The organism is Paenibacillus sp. FSL H8-0261, from assembly GCF_045040645.1.
Lineage (GTDB): Bacteria > Bacillota > Bacilli > Paenibacillales > Paenibacillaceae > Paenibacillus_AQ.
The window spans coordinates 5,885,904-5,905,008 of the sequence record NZ_CP150297.1 but is presented as its reverse complement, the minus strand read 5'-3'; the positions used below and the strand labels follow the sequence as shown (position 1 = coordinate 5,905,008).

Sequence of the window (19,105 nt, the reverse complement as noted above, 5' to 3'; positions counted from 1 at the left end):
CTCGGTATTTTTTCGAGGAACGGTCGTTTTTGTTTCATTACTAAAAGTATTTCTGGGCATATATTATGCATGTATTAGGCTACTGTTGTGATCATATTCGGCTAATGATATGCAAATGTTATTCATTTATTAGGCATCTTTTGGGATTGAGTTAGGCGTTTTGACCCATATCACAGTCTTTGGATGCATCTTTTGAATTTTACAGATATTTAATGCTAGGCAAATAAACCATACCTACAATAAACACAGCAGACCCCAGTCTACCAAAAAAATAGTATGGGATGTACTTTGAATAAGATGAAAAAAGGAGGAGTTATCGAATATATCCGAGATAAGGGTAGTTAGCTCTTTTGTCGATGGAGAGTTCTCATGGGATTCAAAACTATAAAATAATGCTTGGGAGAGATGATTTTGTTCAGAAAAGGTAGGAAATTTGTTGCATTATTACTGGCACTCACAGTGATTGGTTCCACGATGCCGAATATCACCCCTGTGTTTGCAGCTGAAGAATCTGAGATTCTATCTGTAGATCAACCAACGACTTCTGTACCCACCGGCCGATATGAAGAAGCGCAGACGATCCACCTCACAACTGCAACGCAGAATGCTGACATTTACTATACACTCGACGGCACGCTTCCGGATGTTCATAGTTTGAAATATAACGGGCCGATCTCGATCTCCAAAACAACGAATTTGTCAGCCATTGCGATCAAAAATGGTGTGGCAAGTAAAGGAGTAACCTTCTCTTATATCATCAAGACCAAAGAAAAGCCATTACTCCAGTTTGTAGCGATGTCAGACGTACATGTGGGCTCGCATGCTTCAGCAGATGCACGTTATACCCAATTCTTTGATACGATAGGGTCGATTTTCCCGAACCCGGATGCGATACTCGTCGTTGGCGATATGATTAATGATAATGGGAACGACAAGCCTAATGACCATGTGATGGTTCGGGAAATTTTTGAGCAAAATTTAGCTAGAAAGCAGTGGAATAACACCCAGATCCGAATGGCTATAGGTAACCACGATTCCACCGTTGCTAAAGTCAACGAACATTATCCCACGGACTGGTTCACAAGCCAGCCGAATGGCTATTATGAATCTGAAATCGGTGGCTATCATTTCTTATTTTTAAACGGGAACAACTACAACTCAGATACAGGTCAGCGTAATTGGCTAAAGGGTAGACTTGCAGAGCTCACAGCTGAGCCGAAGAATCAGAATACCCCCATCTTCGTGAATGTGCACCAACCTATATCGAATACGGTAATGGATGGGCAACAGGCATCGAATCCTAATCTTTATACGGATCTCAAAGACTATCCTCAAGTGATTACCTTCTCCGGACATTCCCATCTGAATATTAGTGATGATCGCTCCATTTACCAGAAGGATTTCACTTCAGTTAACCTTGGCTCCATGTCTTACATTGAATCCGATCGTGGTTACTCCCAAGTGACTAAGAAGGGACTTGAAGGACGTTTTGAATTTCCTGTCAGTCAGGCCGACTTCGTTGAGGTATATGCGGATCGGGTTGAAGTGGATCGGATTGCGTTTAACGCAGATCCTGGAGATATCTACACAGACGGTAAGTGGACGGCTGAGCCGCAGCCTCCATTCAACAGTGCGGGTACAGTTGCTGGAGATAAGTGGGTCATTCAGCTAAAAGGCTCGACGAATGAAGCTATTAAGAGCAATTTCAAGTACACGACGGCTAACCGTAATAAGGTTGCTCCTGTATTCAATAGTGAGCTCGACATAACGAATCAGGATACGGTACCTTTACTTTCCTTTAAGCAAGCGAAAGATGATCAATCTATGCATCATTATGAAATCAATGTCATCGATAAAAGATCCGGAGTTAGCAGCAAATCTGTGAATGTATTCTCTGACTATTACTTTTCCCCGATTCCGAATGCAATGAATATTCCACTCGAAGGACTTGCGCCTCAAACTTCATACATTGTTCAAGTGACAGCTGTTGATGCCTACGGGAATCGCTCTGCAACTCTTGAGCAATCGTTCACAGCCGGCAATGAAGCACCTGAACTGACGCCAATTGATCCATCGACCATGTGGAAGGATCTAGTGGTCGATATGAAATTGGATGGAAACCTATCCGATGAAGCTAAAGACGTGACAGGGCTTGCAAGTCTAGCAGGCAATGTAACGTATGTCGATGGTAAATCCAATAAAGCTGCGCTCATTGCAGCGGGCAATAGTAATTATATTGATTTGGGCAAGCGTGATGATTTGAAATTCGGAGCAGGAAGCTTCACCGTGTCTTTCTGGCACAAAGGCAATCTTTCCGGGGATCAGACTCTCCTCTCCAATAAAAACTGGAATAGTGGCGGTAACCTAGGCTGGTATATTGGACCTGCCTCCACCAATGGTATGACCTTAAATATCAGTGATGGAACGAAAAGAGCGGATATTACAGCATCAAGTGTAGGAACGGAGTGGCATCTCTTTACCATTACAGCGGACAGAACAAACAACTTAGCAAAAGTTTATGTAGATGGGACGGAGAAAGCATCGGGGAGTATTGCCTCGCTTGGTACTCAAAGTGTAGATACAACCTTTAACACGCTGATTGGTGTGGATGGCAACAAAGGAAATGGCGGAGCAACGATTACCATAGATGATCTGAGAATCTGGAAGAGATCGCTCACAGCCACGGAAAACAAAGCATTGTCGGATTTCTATAAGGGTGTTCAGCTCTTTACCTTTGAACAGCTCACCACATTAATTCATGATGCTGCTTCCTTCCAAAAGAACAGCGATAAAGTCAGTGGTGTATCTTACCCGAAAGACCAGCTGGACGAGCTTGCGAACCAACTTCAGAAAGCCAGACAACTGACGGCAAGTAATAGCCCAACCGAAATTGACCTTGCTTATGTCGAGCTTCAGTGGGTCTATAAAAAAATACAACAGGCAGCAATATATTCCTTTATTCCTAAGAACGCATTCACTATCAACTCCTTTAGTTCTTATGCGGACAATGAAAATGCCAATGCTGCGAACATCCTAGATAACGATACCGCTACGATTTGGCATTCCAAATGGCAGGAGCCTGCAGCCTCATTTCCACATTGGGTGATTATCGACATGAAAGGTAGTAAGAACTTAACTGGTATTGGGCGCACTAGCCGCTTAAGTCAGACGGCTCTGGAATTTCCAAAGGATTTTGAACTCTACGCCTCGGATCAATTATCGGATTTGACCGATCCGGCGTACTTGAGCAATCCGGCGAATAAAGCGATCGGCACATTCCAGAAAACCTGGAAAGGCACGAGCTATCAAGACTTCAATATGCTGGATAAAGCGATACAAGGTAGATATGTGAAATTTGTTGTCACGAGCACCTATAACCCAACCGCTTTATTCACCAGTATGAGTGAAATCGATTTTACTGGTAGCTCAGTGCTCTCTGCGGATACACTTCTACAGATGTCCTTCGAGAATAATTTGGAGGATCAATCTGTAAATGCTATATCGGCAACACCGGTTAAAGATCCACAGTTCGTGAAAGGTCGCGTCGGACAAGCCTTGAGTATCGATTCCAAGAGCTCAGCGCTGCAATATGTTGATCTTGGCAAGCCAACAAGTCTGCAATTCGGTAAGGACAAGAACTTCTCGTTCGCATTTTGGGTTAAATCGCCTTCTGTCTCAGGAGACCCTGCGATTCTATCCAACAAAAATTGGGATTCCGGTGCAAATGTAGGTTATGCCTTAGCGCTGAAGGGAAGTGCACTCCAATGGAACTTTAATACATCCGGCGAATCGCGTGCAGATGCCCAAATTCCAAATGTTGTAGATGGCACCTGGCATCATATCGCCATATCGCATGATCGTGCTTCAGGGCGAGTTGATTTTTATAAAGATGGTGTTCCTGTAAATGTGACCAAAGTTAATGGCACGAACTATCAGGGTATAGCAAGCACCATGACCATTGCAGGTCGAACGGGTACGCTGGATACAGGATTGTCAACCATGATCGGAAATGATGGTACAGGCAATTACAGCAATGCGTTGCAAGTACAGCTTGATGAGCTTCATATGTATGGAAGAACATTAACCGCGCAGGAAGTTTCTAATATGTATAACAGTGCTCCGCCGCTTGCTTCCATTGAGGATTTTTCAGGTTCATTAAATCTGATTGGAGCTAAGCACACGGTTCAAGGTACGCAATTCCGATATAATCTAGATCTGCGTACACCTGATATGACGACTAAAGTGGACAAAGCTGTCGTTGAGATAGCTTATGATCCAGAACAGTTCGAATTTGTCAGCGCATCTCGCGCAACGAAGACAGACGCTTCGACCCCTGGTATCGTTAGACTAGAACTTCCAGGAGGTAATGTCTATAACATCGAGAATCCGCTGGAGTATGCAAAGTCCAGAATCTCGGAGCTCAAATTCAATACGCTTGGTGCTTCCGGCCAAGGCATCATTGAAGTTAAGCATGCGGATTTCTATACTGGATCAACAAAACTAACGATTAAGGCATTTGATTCGGCGCCTGCCGTTATTCAGATCCATGCTAAAGCTTCCGAAGATCTTAATGCAGATGGTTATGTTACGATAGGTGACCTTGCACTTGCGAAAGGCATTTCGGATGAAGAGCTGGCAGATATGGCAGCCCAAGCCCAATACCAGCCCTATAAACGTGTAGTTGTCATCGGGATTGATGGTGGGGGTGTAGCGGTCTCCAAGGATGCTCCTTATTGGGAGACGCCTAGCTCCAAGAAAGAAAAGGTAGGCGATCGCCTGCAAATTCCAGCCATTCGGAACATTATCGAGCATGGAGCTATTAGCTATACGGCTAAAACTACTTTACCTTCCAGCTCATCCCCAAACTGGGGTTCGATGATTAATGGTGTTGGTTATGAGAAGCATGGTCTATATAATGACGATACCGCAGCCTACACATACAGTGAATCATGGGACTACCCAACGGTATTCAAAAAAATTAGGGAGGCATTGCCTGCTACTAAACAAACGGTATTCTCCACCTGGAGCAACATCGTTCAGGGGCATATTGAACCTTCTGTTGGTGTCGAAGGGTATTCCCTAGGAGATGAAGCTGATGTAGCGGCGTTCACGCAATACGCAGCTAGCGGCAAAGCGAAAGATACCTCGTTAATCTTCTTCCAATTGGATGATATGGATGGAGCGGGCCACGGTGATGGATTCTATACGAAGTCGTATTATGAGCAAATAAAGAAGACGGATAAGAACATCCAGACCATTTATGATGCTTTAAAGAACAATCATTTGTTGGAAGACACGCTCATCCTCATGCTACCTGACCATGGTGGGGGTAAAGAGAATGCAGACGGAACTTTGGGCATGGCAACAAGTCATGGGCAAGATGAGCCCCTTGCCACCACAATCTTCTTCGCGGCGAATGGTAGAACTGTAGCCACTGAAGCAGGGAAGGAAAAATTGTTGCAAGGTGGGAATACGAGAGATTTGGCTGCAACGGTTCTAACTGCACTTGGCTTGAATCCAACGATTGGAGATTCTCATGTCATTGACGGTATGTTCATACCGCAGACTGAACAGAAACAACCAGGTGCTGCAGACTTGCAATTCACGAAATTAGTTGATGCTGCTACGCAAAAGGTTAACGGTTATGAAGTATCGATCAACAATGCGACTTCAGATGTGACAGCCATTGATTTGAATGTAGACTCCAGCAGTCTCATCTTCTCATCGATTGAACCGGCTCAACCTGGCGTTAAGATTGTGCGCAAAGAGACGGTTAATGGAATGACAAGAATCATTCTAACCTCAACGAATGGCATTCAAGCAGATGGTCCGATTCTTAAGCTAGGAGTATCACCGCAAGAACAGACTGCTGCTGTACAAATTACGCAAGCGATGATTGCCGATGCGCAAGGGCATGAAACGATGCCGAATTTGACCACTGCAACTAAAGAAGTGCAGATCTCTCAGGCAACACTAGTAGATCTTCAGGTGAACGGTCAATCGTTGAGCGGTTTCGCACCGGATCAAATGAATTATTCGGTTCGTGTACCTAATAATGTTTCGGTCGCAGAGGTCACTTATAAGGTGGCAGATCCATTACTAAGTGTTCGTGTCATGGGTGGTAAATCTCTGCAAGTAGGCGAGAATCTTGTGGAAGTTCACGTCCAAGCTCCAGACGGCAGCTCGAATGTGTATACCATTATCGTCATCCGTGAGTCAGAATCCTTACCTAACCAAATTCTGCTGTCCGATCTACGAATGAATGGGGAAACTCTACCAGCTTTTGCACCTAGTACGTTGAACTATAACGTAACGGTTCCCTATAGTACGTCGGTAACGGATATTACCTATACGGCATACGATCCGACTAGCGTAGTTAAGATTACGGGTAGTGGAGCCCTTGAGGTTGGTAGGAACGTCGTGAAGGTTACCGTGACAGCTCAAGACGGATTACAAAATATTTATACGATCATCATTACGCGTCAGCCTGAAGCGGAGTCTTCAAGCAATGCAGATCTGGTAGATCTTCGCGTTAATGGAACTACGATTCGTGGATTTGCCTCTGGGCAATACAACTACGAACTGACTGTACCTTACTCAACAACCGTTACGCGAGTAACCTATACAGCAGCGGATCCTATGGCTACTGTATCGATAACAGGCAGTGGAGATTTACATGTCGGCACTAATATGATCACCGTAACTGTGACAGCTCAAGATGGAACCAAACAGATTTACACTATTGCTGTTATGCGCGAAAATGATACCTCGACAACACCACCAACGGGTGGGGGGAACCCAGGATCAAGCGTTACGCCGCCAGTGGTGGTGAAGCCGGAGCTGCCTGCAGGGGTGGTTGTTATCCCAGATGAACTCTTAACGAAGAGTGCTGAAGGAAACATCATTTTGCAGCTTCAAGCGGATAAGAATCAAGTTATGATTCCGATCGATAAACTCGATCAGATCGGCAATAGGGATCTAGAGATTCAAGTGAATGGGGTTCGTGCCGTTATGTCCTCCAAAGTATTGAATGAGCTTCGTAAGCTTCTGCCATCAACTGCGAAGACAGCAACAATACTTTTGAAGATGGAAGCCACTCAATCGAATCAACTTACAATAACTCCACCGTATTCACGGGTTAGTGACATCATGGACTTCTCATTACTCATGTCAGATGAGTCCGGTAATAAATATTCACTGAAGCAATTCCCTGTACCCGTGAAGATAACACTACCGATTCTGAATGGAACCAATCCAGCTCTAGCGGGTATTTATCGTATTGAGGAAAATGGTAGCTTTACCTATCTAGGGGGGACGATGAATCCGTCCAAAACCAGTCTTACCGTAGATTTGAATCATTTTAGCCAATACGTTGTTCTTTCGTTCCAAAGCAGCTATCGAGATGTACCTGAAAGTCACTGGGCATACAAGACTATTCAGGAATTATCTGCTAAACAAATTGTGAAGGGACAATCTGACTCTATGTTTAACCCATCGGGTTCCATCACAAGAGCAGAATATGCAGCTCTCCTCAGCAGAGCGCTTTCCTTAACTGCGAGTCGTCCGACTTCATTCCAAGATGTAGTCGCTGGATCGTGGTACGAAGAGGCGGTCAATGCAACCTTTGAAGCAGGTATTATTCAAGGCGTATCCGAGGATCGTTTTAACCCGAATCAACAGATTACCCGCGAGGAAATGGCAGCTATGCTGGTAAGAGCCTATGCATATCGTACGGGCGTTAAGCCGGAAGCAAGCTCATTCCATGCGACTAATGACAGCTCTAAAGTTAGTTCTTGGGCAGTAACCTATGTACAAGGTGCGCTAGAAGCTAAACTTCTGACGGGTCATCAGGACGGTAACTTCCTTCCGCAATCGATGACAACCCGTGCCGAGGCAGCTCAGAGTATTTCAAATCTACTTGCGAAATTCTAAAATGAAATTGTAAGTTCCCTACATGAAAAATCCCCTCAAGTTAGACAATGCCTTAGACATCTTATCGAGGTCTGAGACGTTGTAAACTTTGAGGGGATTTATTCATGTTATACCTTAAAATTTCAATTGGCTTCCGCAGGACTCGCGCACAACAAGCACTGGCTCCACAACAAATGAACCGCCACCTGACTGATTGTTAATCAAGTCATAGAGCATATGGGCAGCGAGGATACCAAGTCGTTGTTTGTTCTGACGGATGGTAGACAGTCTTGGTGTAGTATATTTACAGGCTTCGATGTCATCACAGCCGATGATGGCGATATCCTCAGGGACCCGGAGGTCATGTTCTTTTAATGCACGGATGGCTCCTAAAGCCAGCAAATCAGAGGCAGCAAAAATGGCCTTTGGTAAACTGCCGCTTTGAATTAATTGTTGCATAGCCGTATACCCGCTGGACTCAAAGAAATCGTCGCCATGTACAAACCAACGCCGGTTCAAAGGGAGACCGAAACTTTCGATAGCTTTGGTATATCCTGCTTCCCGTAGATTGGATATTTCTGAATCCGCGGCACTTCCTATAAAACCAAGCTCCCTATAACCAAGAAGGTAAAAATGCTCTACGACCTTAGAGGATATTTGGAAGTTATCTGACATAACAAAGCCTGACTTCTTCCCTTTTAGTTCGAGATCTACCCCGATACAAGGGATACTGCTCATGTCCAGATCGTGGATCGTTGGCTCCATCTTCTGTCCAGATATAATGACACAGCCATCCACATTAAAATGAACAGCGCGCGCGAAGTAATCTCCGCTGCTAATAAATTTTTCGTTCGAAAAGAAGATGAGATCGTATCCCAGTACACCCATTTGTTTCTTGAAGGAGTTTAATACCTCAACGAAAAAAGGGTGCGTAAATTCTACATTAAGCTCACCCGCAAAAATCACACCGATCAGATTCGATTTTTTGGTTGCAAGTGTCTTGGCGGAGTTGGATGGTGAATATCCAGTTTGCTCGATGATCTCCAGGACTCTTTTCTTGGTCTTTTCCGAAACATCGCTGTAATTATTCATAATTTTCGAAACGGTCGAGACAGAAACGCCTGCCATTTCGGCAATCATTTTGATATTCATATGTAGTATAAGCCACCCTCCGCTTAATAGTTGGAATATGGGGGAAAGACTGTAGTAGAGCGGTTATTTATGAGTTTTTTTGAATGGAGTGAAGAGTAAAACAGTTGTTTTAAGTCTATTCTTATTGCCGAAACAAGTCAAACGGATATTTTAATACTGAGATATATTCCGAAAAAAAATAATGTAAAAAAATTCAAAATTATATCTTTACAAATATGGAAATCTAAGCAACAATAACATTGTCGAAACCGATTTCGATTCTTCGCTTGAATTACGAATATTACGAAATTCGAGGAGTGATGTTTAGGATGAAGAGGAATTTCACGGCAGCAATAGCTGCTATGCTCCTTGTCACCGGGCTGCTATCACCGGTTGGGAGCATGAATGCTTCAACGGCAGAGCCATTAAAGGGAAACTCACCTGATTCAGCGGCAACGAAAGTGGAAAATGAAACAATCGATGTATTGAAAGCGTTTACGGATGTATCTCCAAGCCATTGGGCTGCAGGTCCATTACAGCGTTGGAGCGCAAATGGGATTATAAGTGGATATGACGATGGGTCGTTTCGACCGGGTAAGGAAGTCACAAAGGCAGAGTTCGCGGCTATTATGAATCGTATATTTAATTATCAGGAGCAATCGGATAAGCTTCCAGCGGATGTGCTGGCTACAGACTGGTATAAGAGTGATATTGCCAAAGGGATTACAGCTGGATATTTAAGCAGTGATAAGAATAACAATATTTATCCTTCACATGCGCTTTCGCGTGCTGAGGCGGCACTATCCTTGGAGAAAGTGTTTCGTTTCAATACGGACAAAAGTAGCACAGCAGCATTCACTGATTTGAACGGAGTCAGTGATGAAACTGCGAAAGCGATAGCAGCCCTATCGAGTGCTGGCTTTATTAAAGGTTATCCTGGAGGTTTGTTTAAGCCTGAGGGCGGAATTACACGTGCAGAGCTTGCTCAGCTTGCTGATCGAATGGTTTCGGGACTCATCTTAAAATCTGGAGAGACTTCGCTTGGAACAGTAAAGGGCAATGTAATCATTAATCATGCCGATGTGGTTCTTAAAGATACTGTCATCCAAGGCAATCTTTATTTAACGGAGGGGATTGCCGAAGGGAATGCGAAGCTTGAAGGTGTAAAGGTAACAGGGACTACGTTTGTACGAGGTGGCGGTGAGCAGAGTATTGGCTTACACAATACTTCTCTTGGGCCGCTTCAAGTAGCCAAACCTAACGGCAAGGTTCGAATTTATGCCAGCGGTTCAACAGCTGTGGGTACTGTGCAGCTGCAGTCCGGAGCAATCTTGGAAGAGAGTAGCGATCTTACGGGAGCAGGCTTTGGGGATGTTGAGATGAACGTCGTTCCTCATATTATCTCACTTCGAGGGATATTTGCAGCGGTTCGCTCGGCAGACTCAGCAGTCAGCGGTTCTTTGCTAAGAATCTCAGGAACTGTTGCCAGTCTTACGGTGGGCAGCTCAACGCAATTGACTCTGGAGAACAATGCACAGGTGGCTGCGTTAATCCTGACTGCGAGCGCTGGAGGCACAGCGATTCAAGGCAGCGGAAGCGTAACCTCAATAGATAACAAAGCCGATGGAGTAACGATTGGCGGCTCGCCATTAAAGAAAGGAAACACTAGTAAAACGACACTGCCAGTAGCAACTTCAGCCTCAAGCAGTTCTGGTAATGTTGGTCCAATATCAACGCCAACCTCTACACCTGAAGCAACAGCTACAGCAACTACTACACCAACCGAAACAGCAACACCTACACCGAAACCAACGGCAACACCGACACCGACACCGACACCAACACCAACACCAACACCAACACCAACACCAACACCAACCAACGATCCATGGACGCTGGTTTGGGGAGATGAATTCAATGAAGGGACCATTGATCCTACGAAATGGACCTATGACCTTGGAGATGGTTCGCAATTTAACAATCCAGGTTGGGGCAACAACGAGAAGCAATGGTATACAAGTGATGAGAAGAACGCAAAGGTACAGGATGGTAATCTAGTGATTACCGCGCGTAAAGAAGCAGTAAGTGGCAAGGAGTACACTTCTTCGCGACTTAAAACGAAAGGTCTGTTTAGCAAGAAATATGGGAAATTCGAGATTCGGGCTAAAGCGCCTACCGGAAAAGGGTACTGGCCAGCGATCTGGATGCTGCCGGAGAACTACGAGTACGGAAATTGGGCTTCCTCTGGTGAGCTTGATATTATGGAGGGCTGGGGCAGCCGTCCTAATACGGTAGCGGGTACCATTCATTACGGCGGCGAATGGCCTAACAATGTATACTCTGGCAAAGAGTACGTGTTCCCGGAAGGCTCCACGATAGAACAATTCCATACGTACTCCATTGAGTGGGAACCGGGAGAAATTCGCTGGTATGTAGATGGTGAGCTGTTCTTGACCAAAAATGACTGGTACAGCATCAGCAATGGCCAGCCTGCGAATAATGCTTATCCAGCACCGTTCAATCAGGAGTTCCACCTGCTGTTAAATCTGGCTGTCGGCGGCAACTTCGATGGTGATCCAACACCAGAAACCGTGTTTCCAAAATCGATGCAGGTTGATTATGTCAGAGTCTATGAACTGACAGGCCGAGAGTATCGTGAGCCGGTACCAGTTACGCTGGATAAGGAGCCTTACTTGGAAGGCTCAAAGCTAGCACTTCCTGACGGAAACCTTGTCTATAACAACAACTTCACGGAGCAGGTTCCGGGAGATGATGGAATGGGCATACCGAATACTTCACATTGGGTTTTGTTTAAAGAACCAGGAGCTGATGCTACAGTTTCCACTGTACCGATTGGAGGACACAACTTCCTAAAGGTAAATATCAGTAATGCTGGAGGCAATGCCTATTCCGTTCAACCTCAAGCGATTGTATCCGTTGCTAAAGGTAGATTCTATAAGCTCAGCTTCGATGCCAAAACAGATGTGTCACGTAATATTAGTGTTAAATTAACGGGGGGAGAATCACGTGGCTTTGCGGCTTATTCTCCAGCGCTTAAGGCAGAGCTGACTTCCGAGATGTCCCATTACGAAACGATGTTTCAAATGAAGGACAACTCTGACATTGCAGCACGGATAGAGTTCAATATGGGAACTAACGCTTCACCAGCTTGGTTAGGTAATGTCCGTCTGGAAGAGGTAGATAGTATTCCTTTTGATCATGATGGAATAAAAACACCGCTCGGTAGCGGTAATCATCTGTACAATGGCACTTTCGATCTTGGTGAGCCCAATCGGATGAGCTATTGGCACGTAGAAATAGCCAATGGTACAACGTCCACTGCCAATGTAGATGATACAGGAAAGCTGAATCTGCAGATTGGCGGCAGCGAAAGTGGCGAAGTTCGATTGCTTCAGAAGGGAATTCAGCTCATACAGGGCCAAGATTATGAGCTTACCTTTAATGCTGCAGTATCCTCTGCACGTACTGCCACAGTTCAGCTTCTTGGAAAAGACGGCAACGTACATGCGCAGCAGTCAGTTAATTTAGCCCAAGGTGAACAACAAATAAAAGCAGTCTTCACCAACCTTGCAGGTACAACGGATCATGAGGGACAATTTGTGTTACTTCTGAACGGTGCTACCGATACAGTCATCTTGGATAACTTCAAGTTGCTGCGCACGAGCTTTTATTATGATCCATCACTTGTCTACTACCCGCTTGTGAATGGTGAATTCAACACTGAATTTCATGCCTGGGATCGGCTGTTGACGGAGCAGGGCGGACAGAGCACTGCTACTGCTACAGGTGGAACAGCGAAGTTTAACATTACGAATACGGGTAGCCAGCCATATTCCGTGATGTTGTTTCAAAATAACTTGAAAGCTGCAAGCGGAATAGATTATGTGCTAGAGTTTGATGCCAGTTCAACCATTGCCCGAAATATCGGTGTGAATGTTGAAAATGCGTCTTATCAGGCTTCGTTTACAAAAATTGTAGAGCTCACACCAGCAACGAATCATTACACATTCGAATTCCGTCAAGGCAGTAAGGACACATTGTCACTTAAATTCCTGCTTGGAAAGGTTGAGGGAATTAGTATTCCTCAAAGCCATGATATTATCATCGATAATGTGAAATTTGAAATCAAAAATGCACCGGCCAAACCGCAGGAATTACTAAGCGATAGCAACAATAACAGAGTTTCGCAGCCGATTGAGCTAACCTTCATAGACCATGAGGATTGGAGAAAGAAAATCATTGCAGTGAAGGTTAATGGTATAACACTTGAAACCAACAGTACACCATTGAGCCTGGAAAAATCACAATCGATGCAGCAGTATTTCCATCCGAGGGCAGCTATACAATCACTGTAGAAGCTGACCATTACGCAAATGGATCTGTGCTTCAGACGATACTTGCTAACGATAACAATCTAGTCATAAATGGCTCGTTCGGCAGTGGTAAGACGGGTTGGTCTACATGGTCTGGAGAAGGTGGTGTTTCTGCGTTTGAGGTAAAGGATGGCGTGGCAGAAATCTTGATTACGTCAGCAGGATGGGAGGCGTGGCATACACAATTTTACCAAGAGGGTATCCCACTGGAAGGCGGAAAAACGTATGAGGTGAGCTTTAAGGCGAAATCAACGGTTCCGCGGCAGATCATCCTAGAATACTCCAATACCTCTGCAGCTTCCGCTCAAGTTAAGTTTGATATTACTGCCGATTGGGCAACGTATGGCGCAAAATTTATGGTGTCCAATAGCAATCCGCTGAAGCTGAATTATCTGATCGGCAAATCGCTGGGCACTGATCCTACGGCTAACAGTACGCCACATACGATTTCTTTTGACGATATTGTGGTCCGGGAGGTACAAGGTGGTCCGCCAGTGAACCCACCAAGCGGTACGCTGGATAATGGAACCTTTGATGTGGATTCTAAAGGGTGGAGCCAGTATTTTGATGGAACTGGATCTGCTGCTGTAAAAGATGGGGAATTTGCGATAGATCTGACGGGCACAGGGCAAGCTGCTTACAGCGCACAAGTGGATTATGAAAACCTGAAGCTTATTCAGGGAAAGACGTATACCTTGAAGTTTAAGGCCCGTTCTACGGTAAACCGTAATATTCAGGTAGCTGTGGAGCATAAAGGCGGGGACTACAACAAATATATGGAAGCTGAGCTTATAGCTTTGACCCAGAGTATGAAAGAATTCAGCTACACATTTACCATGAACGGTGCGACAGACGCAGGGGCTCATTTGGTATTTTTACTAGGGCTTATTGATGGAAACAGTACGGAGACGAATAATGAAATTAGTGCGGGCAGCACGATTTATTTGGATGATGTAAGCTTAATCGAAAGTTAAACGAAAAAAACGGCAGTGTTTTCCTTTTTACAGGAGCACTGTCGTTTTTTGTTTTGGAATTAAGATTCTTCTTTAGGGATAAATTCGAAGATCTTACCATTCTCAAAGGATTCTATTAATTTTAGCAACCAGCGGTAGTAATTAATGGATTCGGTAATCTTCTCTTCATCTGTATTTAAGAGCTGCATAAGTTTACTATCGTCACTATACTCTTTTTTCATATCGTTAATTTCTGCAAGTGATTTCGCTAGTGAAATCATATTTCCTTCGACGGCTTTTCTCCATTTAATAGAGAAGTAATCACTGAAGTTCTGATGCCAGTCAGGCACAGTGGTAAACAGGTCTTTGCGAGTCCCTCTCCCCCAAACTTTATCGATCATTTTCAGATCTAGGAGGGTACGGACTCCCGTACTCATGGACGTTTTGCTCATTCCCATTGTTTTGCTAAGCTCGTCCAGTGTCACTGGACCTTGATTGAAATACATATAACCGTATAAATGCCCAATGGATAAAGTGATGCCGTATAGGTCCATATTTTTACCGATAGAGTCTATCACGCGTTCACGGGCCTTACTAATCTTCTCTATTTGTTCGGGTGTTAACCCTTCTAAATCGTTCATGATGTCCCTCCTGAGGAATAGGTCGATAGACTGCTGCAACCTTATACAATGTATTGTAATCAAATCCCCCTCCATAAGTAAAGAAATCATGAAGAAAGGAATTTGGTGTAAAACAGAGTATTCTATACATAAAGTACGTAAAGTTAAAACTGTACACTAAATTTTATCCGTATATGGTGTTTGCATGAATTTTCAATAGTCCGGTACACTACTATAAGTGAACTAAACCCGGATATATTTTCGGGAGAAGGAGGACGGCATGGCTATTATAGAGGTGAAAAAGCTAACCAAAGTATTCGGTCATGATGCGGGAAAGGCGATTCCATTATTAGAGCAAGGGTGGTCGAAGGAAAAGATCGCTCAGGAATTAAAGTTGACGGTCGGAGTCAACAAAGCCGAATTCAGCATTGAAGAAGGAGAAATATTCGTCATTATGGGATTGTCCGGCAGCGGTAAGTCAACGTTGGTTCGTTTGTTGAACCGTTTGATTGAGCCTACAGGGGGACAAGTCCTTTTTAAAGGAAAAGACGTCGTGAAAATGAACCCGGAGGAGCTTCGGCAATTTCGGCGCAAGAACATCGGCATGGTGTTTCAGAAGTTCGCATTGTTTCCACACCGGACGGTATTGGAGAATGCGGAATACGGACTTGAGGTTCAGGGCGTAGATAAAAAGAAGAGAACTGAACGGGCCATGGAGGCATTGCATCTAGTGGGTCTAAAGGGATGGGAGAATCATCGCCCGGATCAACTCAGCGGAGGGATGCAGCAGCGTGTGGGACTAGCAAGAGGACTTGCTAATGACCCAGATATCCTGCTCATGGACGAAGCCTTTAGTGCACTAGATCCGCTGATCCGTAAAGACATGCAGCAGGAGCTGCTGGAATTGCAGTCCAGAGTGAAGAAGACGATTGTGTTCATCACTCATGATCTAGACGAAGCCCTGCGGATTGGTGATCGGATTGCATTGATGAAAGACGGTGTTATCGTGCAGATTGGTACGCCGGAAGAGATTCTCATTCAACCTGCCAATAAATATGTAGAGCGGTTCGTGGAGGATGTGGACTTGTCCAAGGTGCTAACAGCAGCTCATGTGATGCGGCAACCGGAAACGGTTAGACCTGAGCGTGGACCTCGGGTAGCACTTCAATTAATGCGTGATAGCGGCATATTCAGCTTGTATGTGGTAGACAAAGAAAACAAGCTCTTGGGTGTTATTACAGCTGAGGACGCAGCACAGGCACTAAAGGATAATAAATCCATCCTAGAGGTTACACGGCGGGAGATCCCTCGTGTATATCCTGAAACGCTGCTCAATGATTTCTTTGAACTAATATCTGAGACACATTTGCCTGTAGCCGTCGTAGATGAAGCGGATAAATTAAAGGGCATTGTGATTAAGGGAGCCGTTCTTTCCGCACTCGCGGGTAACGCGGTACCGGAAGGAGAAGGATCTTAATGGACATTCCAAAACTGCCTTTAGGAAAGGCCCTCGAGTGGTTGGAAAACTGGCTAACTACGTATTGTGGCCCCTTGTTTGACTTTATCGCTACAATAATCGGTGGAATGGTTTCTGCAATTGAAGGTGCGCTGACCTTCCTGCCTGCATTAGTGCTTATCGTACTTATTGCAGCTTTGTCTTATTGGATTGGGAAATGGCGCATGGCTTTATTTGCGGTAATCGGACTGCTCTTAATCGATAATCTCGGATTATGGGGACCTTCGATGCAATCTTTAGCCCTTGTTCTAACCGCCTCGATATTGGCTGTAGTAATCGGCGTACCGATTGGTATTTTGTGTGCGCAGAGAAATGCGGTTAGAAATACAGTTACGCCTATTTTGGACTTTATGCAGACGATGCCGGCATTTGTGTATTTATTGCCAGCGGTATCTTTTTTCTCACTTGGGGTAGTTCCAGGTGTAATTGCATCGATCATCTTTGCGATTCCACCGACAATTCGTTTGACCAATCTCGGTATTCGTCAGGTTTCAGAGGAGTTAGTTGAAGCAGCCGATGCTTTCGGTTCAACACCAACTCAGAAGCTGGTTAAATTGCAGCTGCCGATCGCACTGCCAACGATTATGGCAGGCGTCAATCAGACGATTATGTTATCACTCTCGATGGTTGTCATCTCATCTATGATCGGTGCGCAAGGTGTAGGTGCCTATGTATACCGCGCGGTATCGCAGGCTAAGACAGGAGATGGGTTCGAGGCGGGGATTGCTATCGTTATTATAGCTATTCTACTCGACCGTTTAACGCAGAACGCACTAAAACCAAAACAGAGATAGGGGTTTTAAATAGATATGAAGAAAAAAAATATAGGTTTATTCCTGTTAGTGATTATGATGATTACTGTTATTGCCGGATGTTCATCCACTAGTAAAGAAAAAGTGAAATTGGCTTATGTGGCATGGGATTCCGAAATTGCGAGTACTTATGTTGTTAAAGAAGTACTTGAAACTAAGCTTGGAGCTACCGTTGAAATGCTGCAGGTAGATGCAGGCCCAATGTGGGCAGGGGTTGCTGATGGTAGTGCGGATGCTATGGTCGCAGCTTGGCTACCAAGCACGCATGCAGCTTATTTAGAGAAGTATGGTTCGAAAATCGAAGATTTAGGTGCTAATTTGAACGGAACTAAAGTTGGTTTAGCAGTTCCAGCGTACATGGATATTAATTCTATTGAAGACTTGAAGAACAGTGACCTGGCAGGTAAATTGAGCAATCGAATTATCGGAATTGAGCCTGGTGCTGGTATTATGACGACGACTGAAAAGGCTATTGCGGAATATGGTCTTAGTGAATATACGCTTCTAGAAAGTTCATCGGCAGCGATGGCTCAGGAGCTGCAAAAAGCCTATGACAACAACGAGCCTATCGTTGTAACGGGTTGGACACCACACTGGATGTTCGCCAATATGGACCTGAAATATCTGGAAGATCCAAAAGGTGTATATGGTGCGGATGAGCAAATCCATACGATGGTTCGTCAAGGTCTGAAAGAAGACATGCCGAATGTCTATAAGTTCTTGGATCAATTCGAGTGGACAGCAGAAGACATGGCGAAAGTAATGGTTGAGGTTCAAGGTGGGAAGTCACCAGAAGAAACTGCTAAAACTTGGGTAGAAAACAACCCGGATAAAGTGAATGCGTGGATTCAAGGTGTAGAATTGTAAGTAGATAGAATTCTGTGGTATGATGTGAAGAATCAATGGATTACAAAAGTGTAACTTGTACGCTAACCACTGTTCTTTACAAATGCACTTCATAAGCAAAATCATTCAATAAAACACCCCGGAAGGGGTGTTTTTCTTGGGAATATAAGCAAAGTATTCAAAGGAAAATATATACTTTGCATATATTTTAATGCTCACACTTATGCTTTAGCGAAGTAAATCAGGAGGCAGCTGCTGCAAGGAGTCAAGAGAGGAGACTGCTTCATGACAGAGACCATAAATACCTGGATAGATTGGCTGCTGCAAACGCTTGGCCTTAGTGGACCCTCTATTTTATTTGTGACGATTCCATTGGCGCTGTTGCAGAGTATATTAGGATTTTTTCCGTTCGTAATTTTGATTGTCCTCCATGTGTCTGTATTTAACGTTATTGGAGGTATGATAATTAGTTGGCTGGCTTGTAATCTGGGTGGAATACTGATGTACTTCCTCATTCGACGATACCTTTACAATTGGTTTGATCGAAAATGGAGGTCTAAGCTGAAAAGGTATGACAAATGGCAGCGTTACTTGGACCGATATGGAATTTGGACGCTGGTCCTTCTACGTACGATTCCCATTATTCCGAACAATGTAATCAATTTTATGTCCGCTGTTTCACCGATAAAAGCATCATCTTTTATTTGGGGAACCGTGCTTGGGAATCTGTCTTACATTTGGCTATTCGGTACGATCGGCTCAAGTCTAATTGTCCCTAGGGAAGAATGGAATGGATATATTACTTGGTATGCCGTGTTTATCGCTATTCTAATCGGTATCTTTATACGGCGGCACTGGGACCATCTACAGGAAGATAAACGGAGTAGAATGCACTAATATTAATTGATCATCAAATAAATGA

9 protein-coding genes are annotated in these 19,105 nt (G+C 44.4%); 7 read left to right on the top strand and 2 right to left on the bottom strand.

Features of this window, described 5'->3' with window-relative positions; genetic code table 11:
• The first annotated feature begins 411 nt into the window (after positions 1–411).
• Positions 412–7,932, top strand: coding sequence for an S-layer homology domain-containing protein (locus MHI27_RS26220; protein WP_405175007.1), 7,521 nt, complete (start codon positions 412–414; stop codon positions 7,930–7,932).
• Positions 7,933–8,046: 114 nt separating this feature from the next.
• On the opposite strand, the gene MHI27_RS26215 is transcribed toward MHI27_RS26220, so the two are convergent.
• Complete coding sequence (locus MHI27_RS26215) at positions 8,047–9,063, bottom strand: LacI family DNA-binding transcriptional regulator (RefSeq protein ID WP_076285281.1); 1,017 nt, start codon at positions 9,061–9,063, stop codon at positions 8,047–8,049.
• A 308-nt stretch (positions 9,064–9,371) separates the two neighbouring features.
• Between MHI27_RS26215 and MHI27_RS26210 the strand changes: the two genes are divergently transcribed.
• Together MHI27_RS26210 and MHI27_RS26205 are read left to right on the top strand one after the other, a co-directional pair.
• Positions 9,372–13,418 carry an S-layer homology domain-containing protein gene (locus tag MHI27_RS26210; RefSeq protein WP_405175006.1) on the top strand — a complete coding sequence of 1,349 codons (4,047 nt, stop codon included), beginning with the start codon at positions 9,372–9,374 and terminating at the stop codon, positions 13,416–13,418.
• Positions 13,349–14,410: a carbohydrate binding domain-containing protein gene (locus MHI27_RS26205; RefSeq protein WP_405176798.1), complete on the top strand. Its 1,062-nt coding sequence runs from the start codon at positions 13,349–13,351 to the stop codon at positions 14,408–14,410. Before MHI27_RS26210 ends, MHI27_RS26205 begins: the two co-directional genes overlap by 70 nt.
• A 59-nt stretch (positions 14,411–14,469) precedes the next feature.
• Here the strand turns inward: MHI27_RS26205 and MHI27_RS26200 are convergent, their stop codons facing one another.
• The gene (locus tag MHI27_RS26200) at positions 14,470–15,030 is read right to left on the bottom strand and encodes a GbsR/MarR family transcriptional regulator (protein ID WP_042191677.1); all 561 of its coding nucleotides are present in this window, start codon (positions 15,028–15,030) and stop codon (positions 14,470–14,472) included.
• A gap of 259 nt (positions 15,031–15,289) precedes the next feature.
• Between MHI27_RS26200 and MHI27_RS26195 the strand changes: the two genes are divergently transcribed.
• From MHI27_RS26195 to MHI27_RS26180, 4 genes are all read left to right on the top strand, one after another.
• The gene (locus MHI27_RS26195) at positions 15,290–16,486 is read left to right on the top strand and encodes a glycine betaine/L-proline ABC transporter ATP-binding protein (protein ID WP_042191675.1); all 1,197 of its coding nucleotides are present in this window, start codon (positions 15,290–15,292) and stop codon (positions 16,484–16,486) included.
• Entirely contained in the window at positions 16,486–17,319 is an 834-nt protein-coding gene (locus MHI27_RS26190) for a proline/glycine betaine ABC transporter permease (RefSeq protein ID WP_042191673.1), read from the top strand. The genes MHI27_RS26195 and MHI27_RS26190 overlap by 1 nt, the downstream gene beginning before the upstream one ends.
• A gap of 15 nt (positions 17,320–17,334) precedes the next feature.
• Complete coding sequence (locus MHI27_RS26185; protein ID WP_405175005.1) at positions 17,335–18,204, top strand: glycine betaine ABC transporter substrate-binding protein; 870 nt, start codon at positions 17,335–17,337, stop codon at positions 18,202–18,204.
• Between the two features lie 264 nt (positions 18,205–18,468).
• On the top strand, positions 18,469–19,080 hold the full coding sequence (locus MHI27_RS26180) for a TVP38/TMEM64 family protein (protein ID WP_076285278.1): 612 nt from the start codon (positions 18,469–18,471) through the stop codon (positions 19,078–19,080).
• The last annotated feature ends 25 nt before the right edge of the window (positions 19,081–19,105 follow it).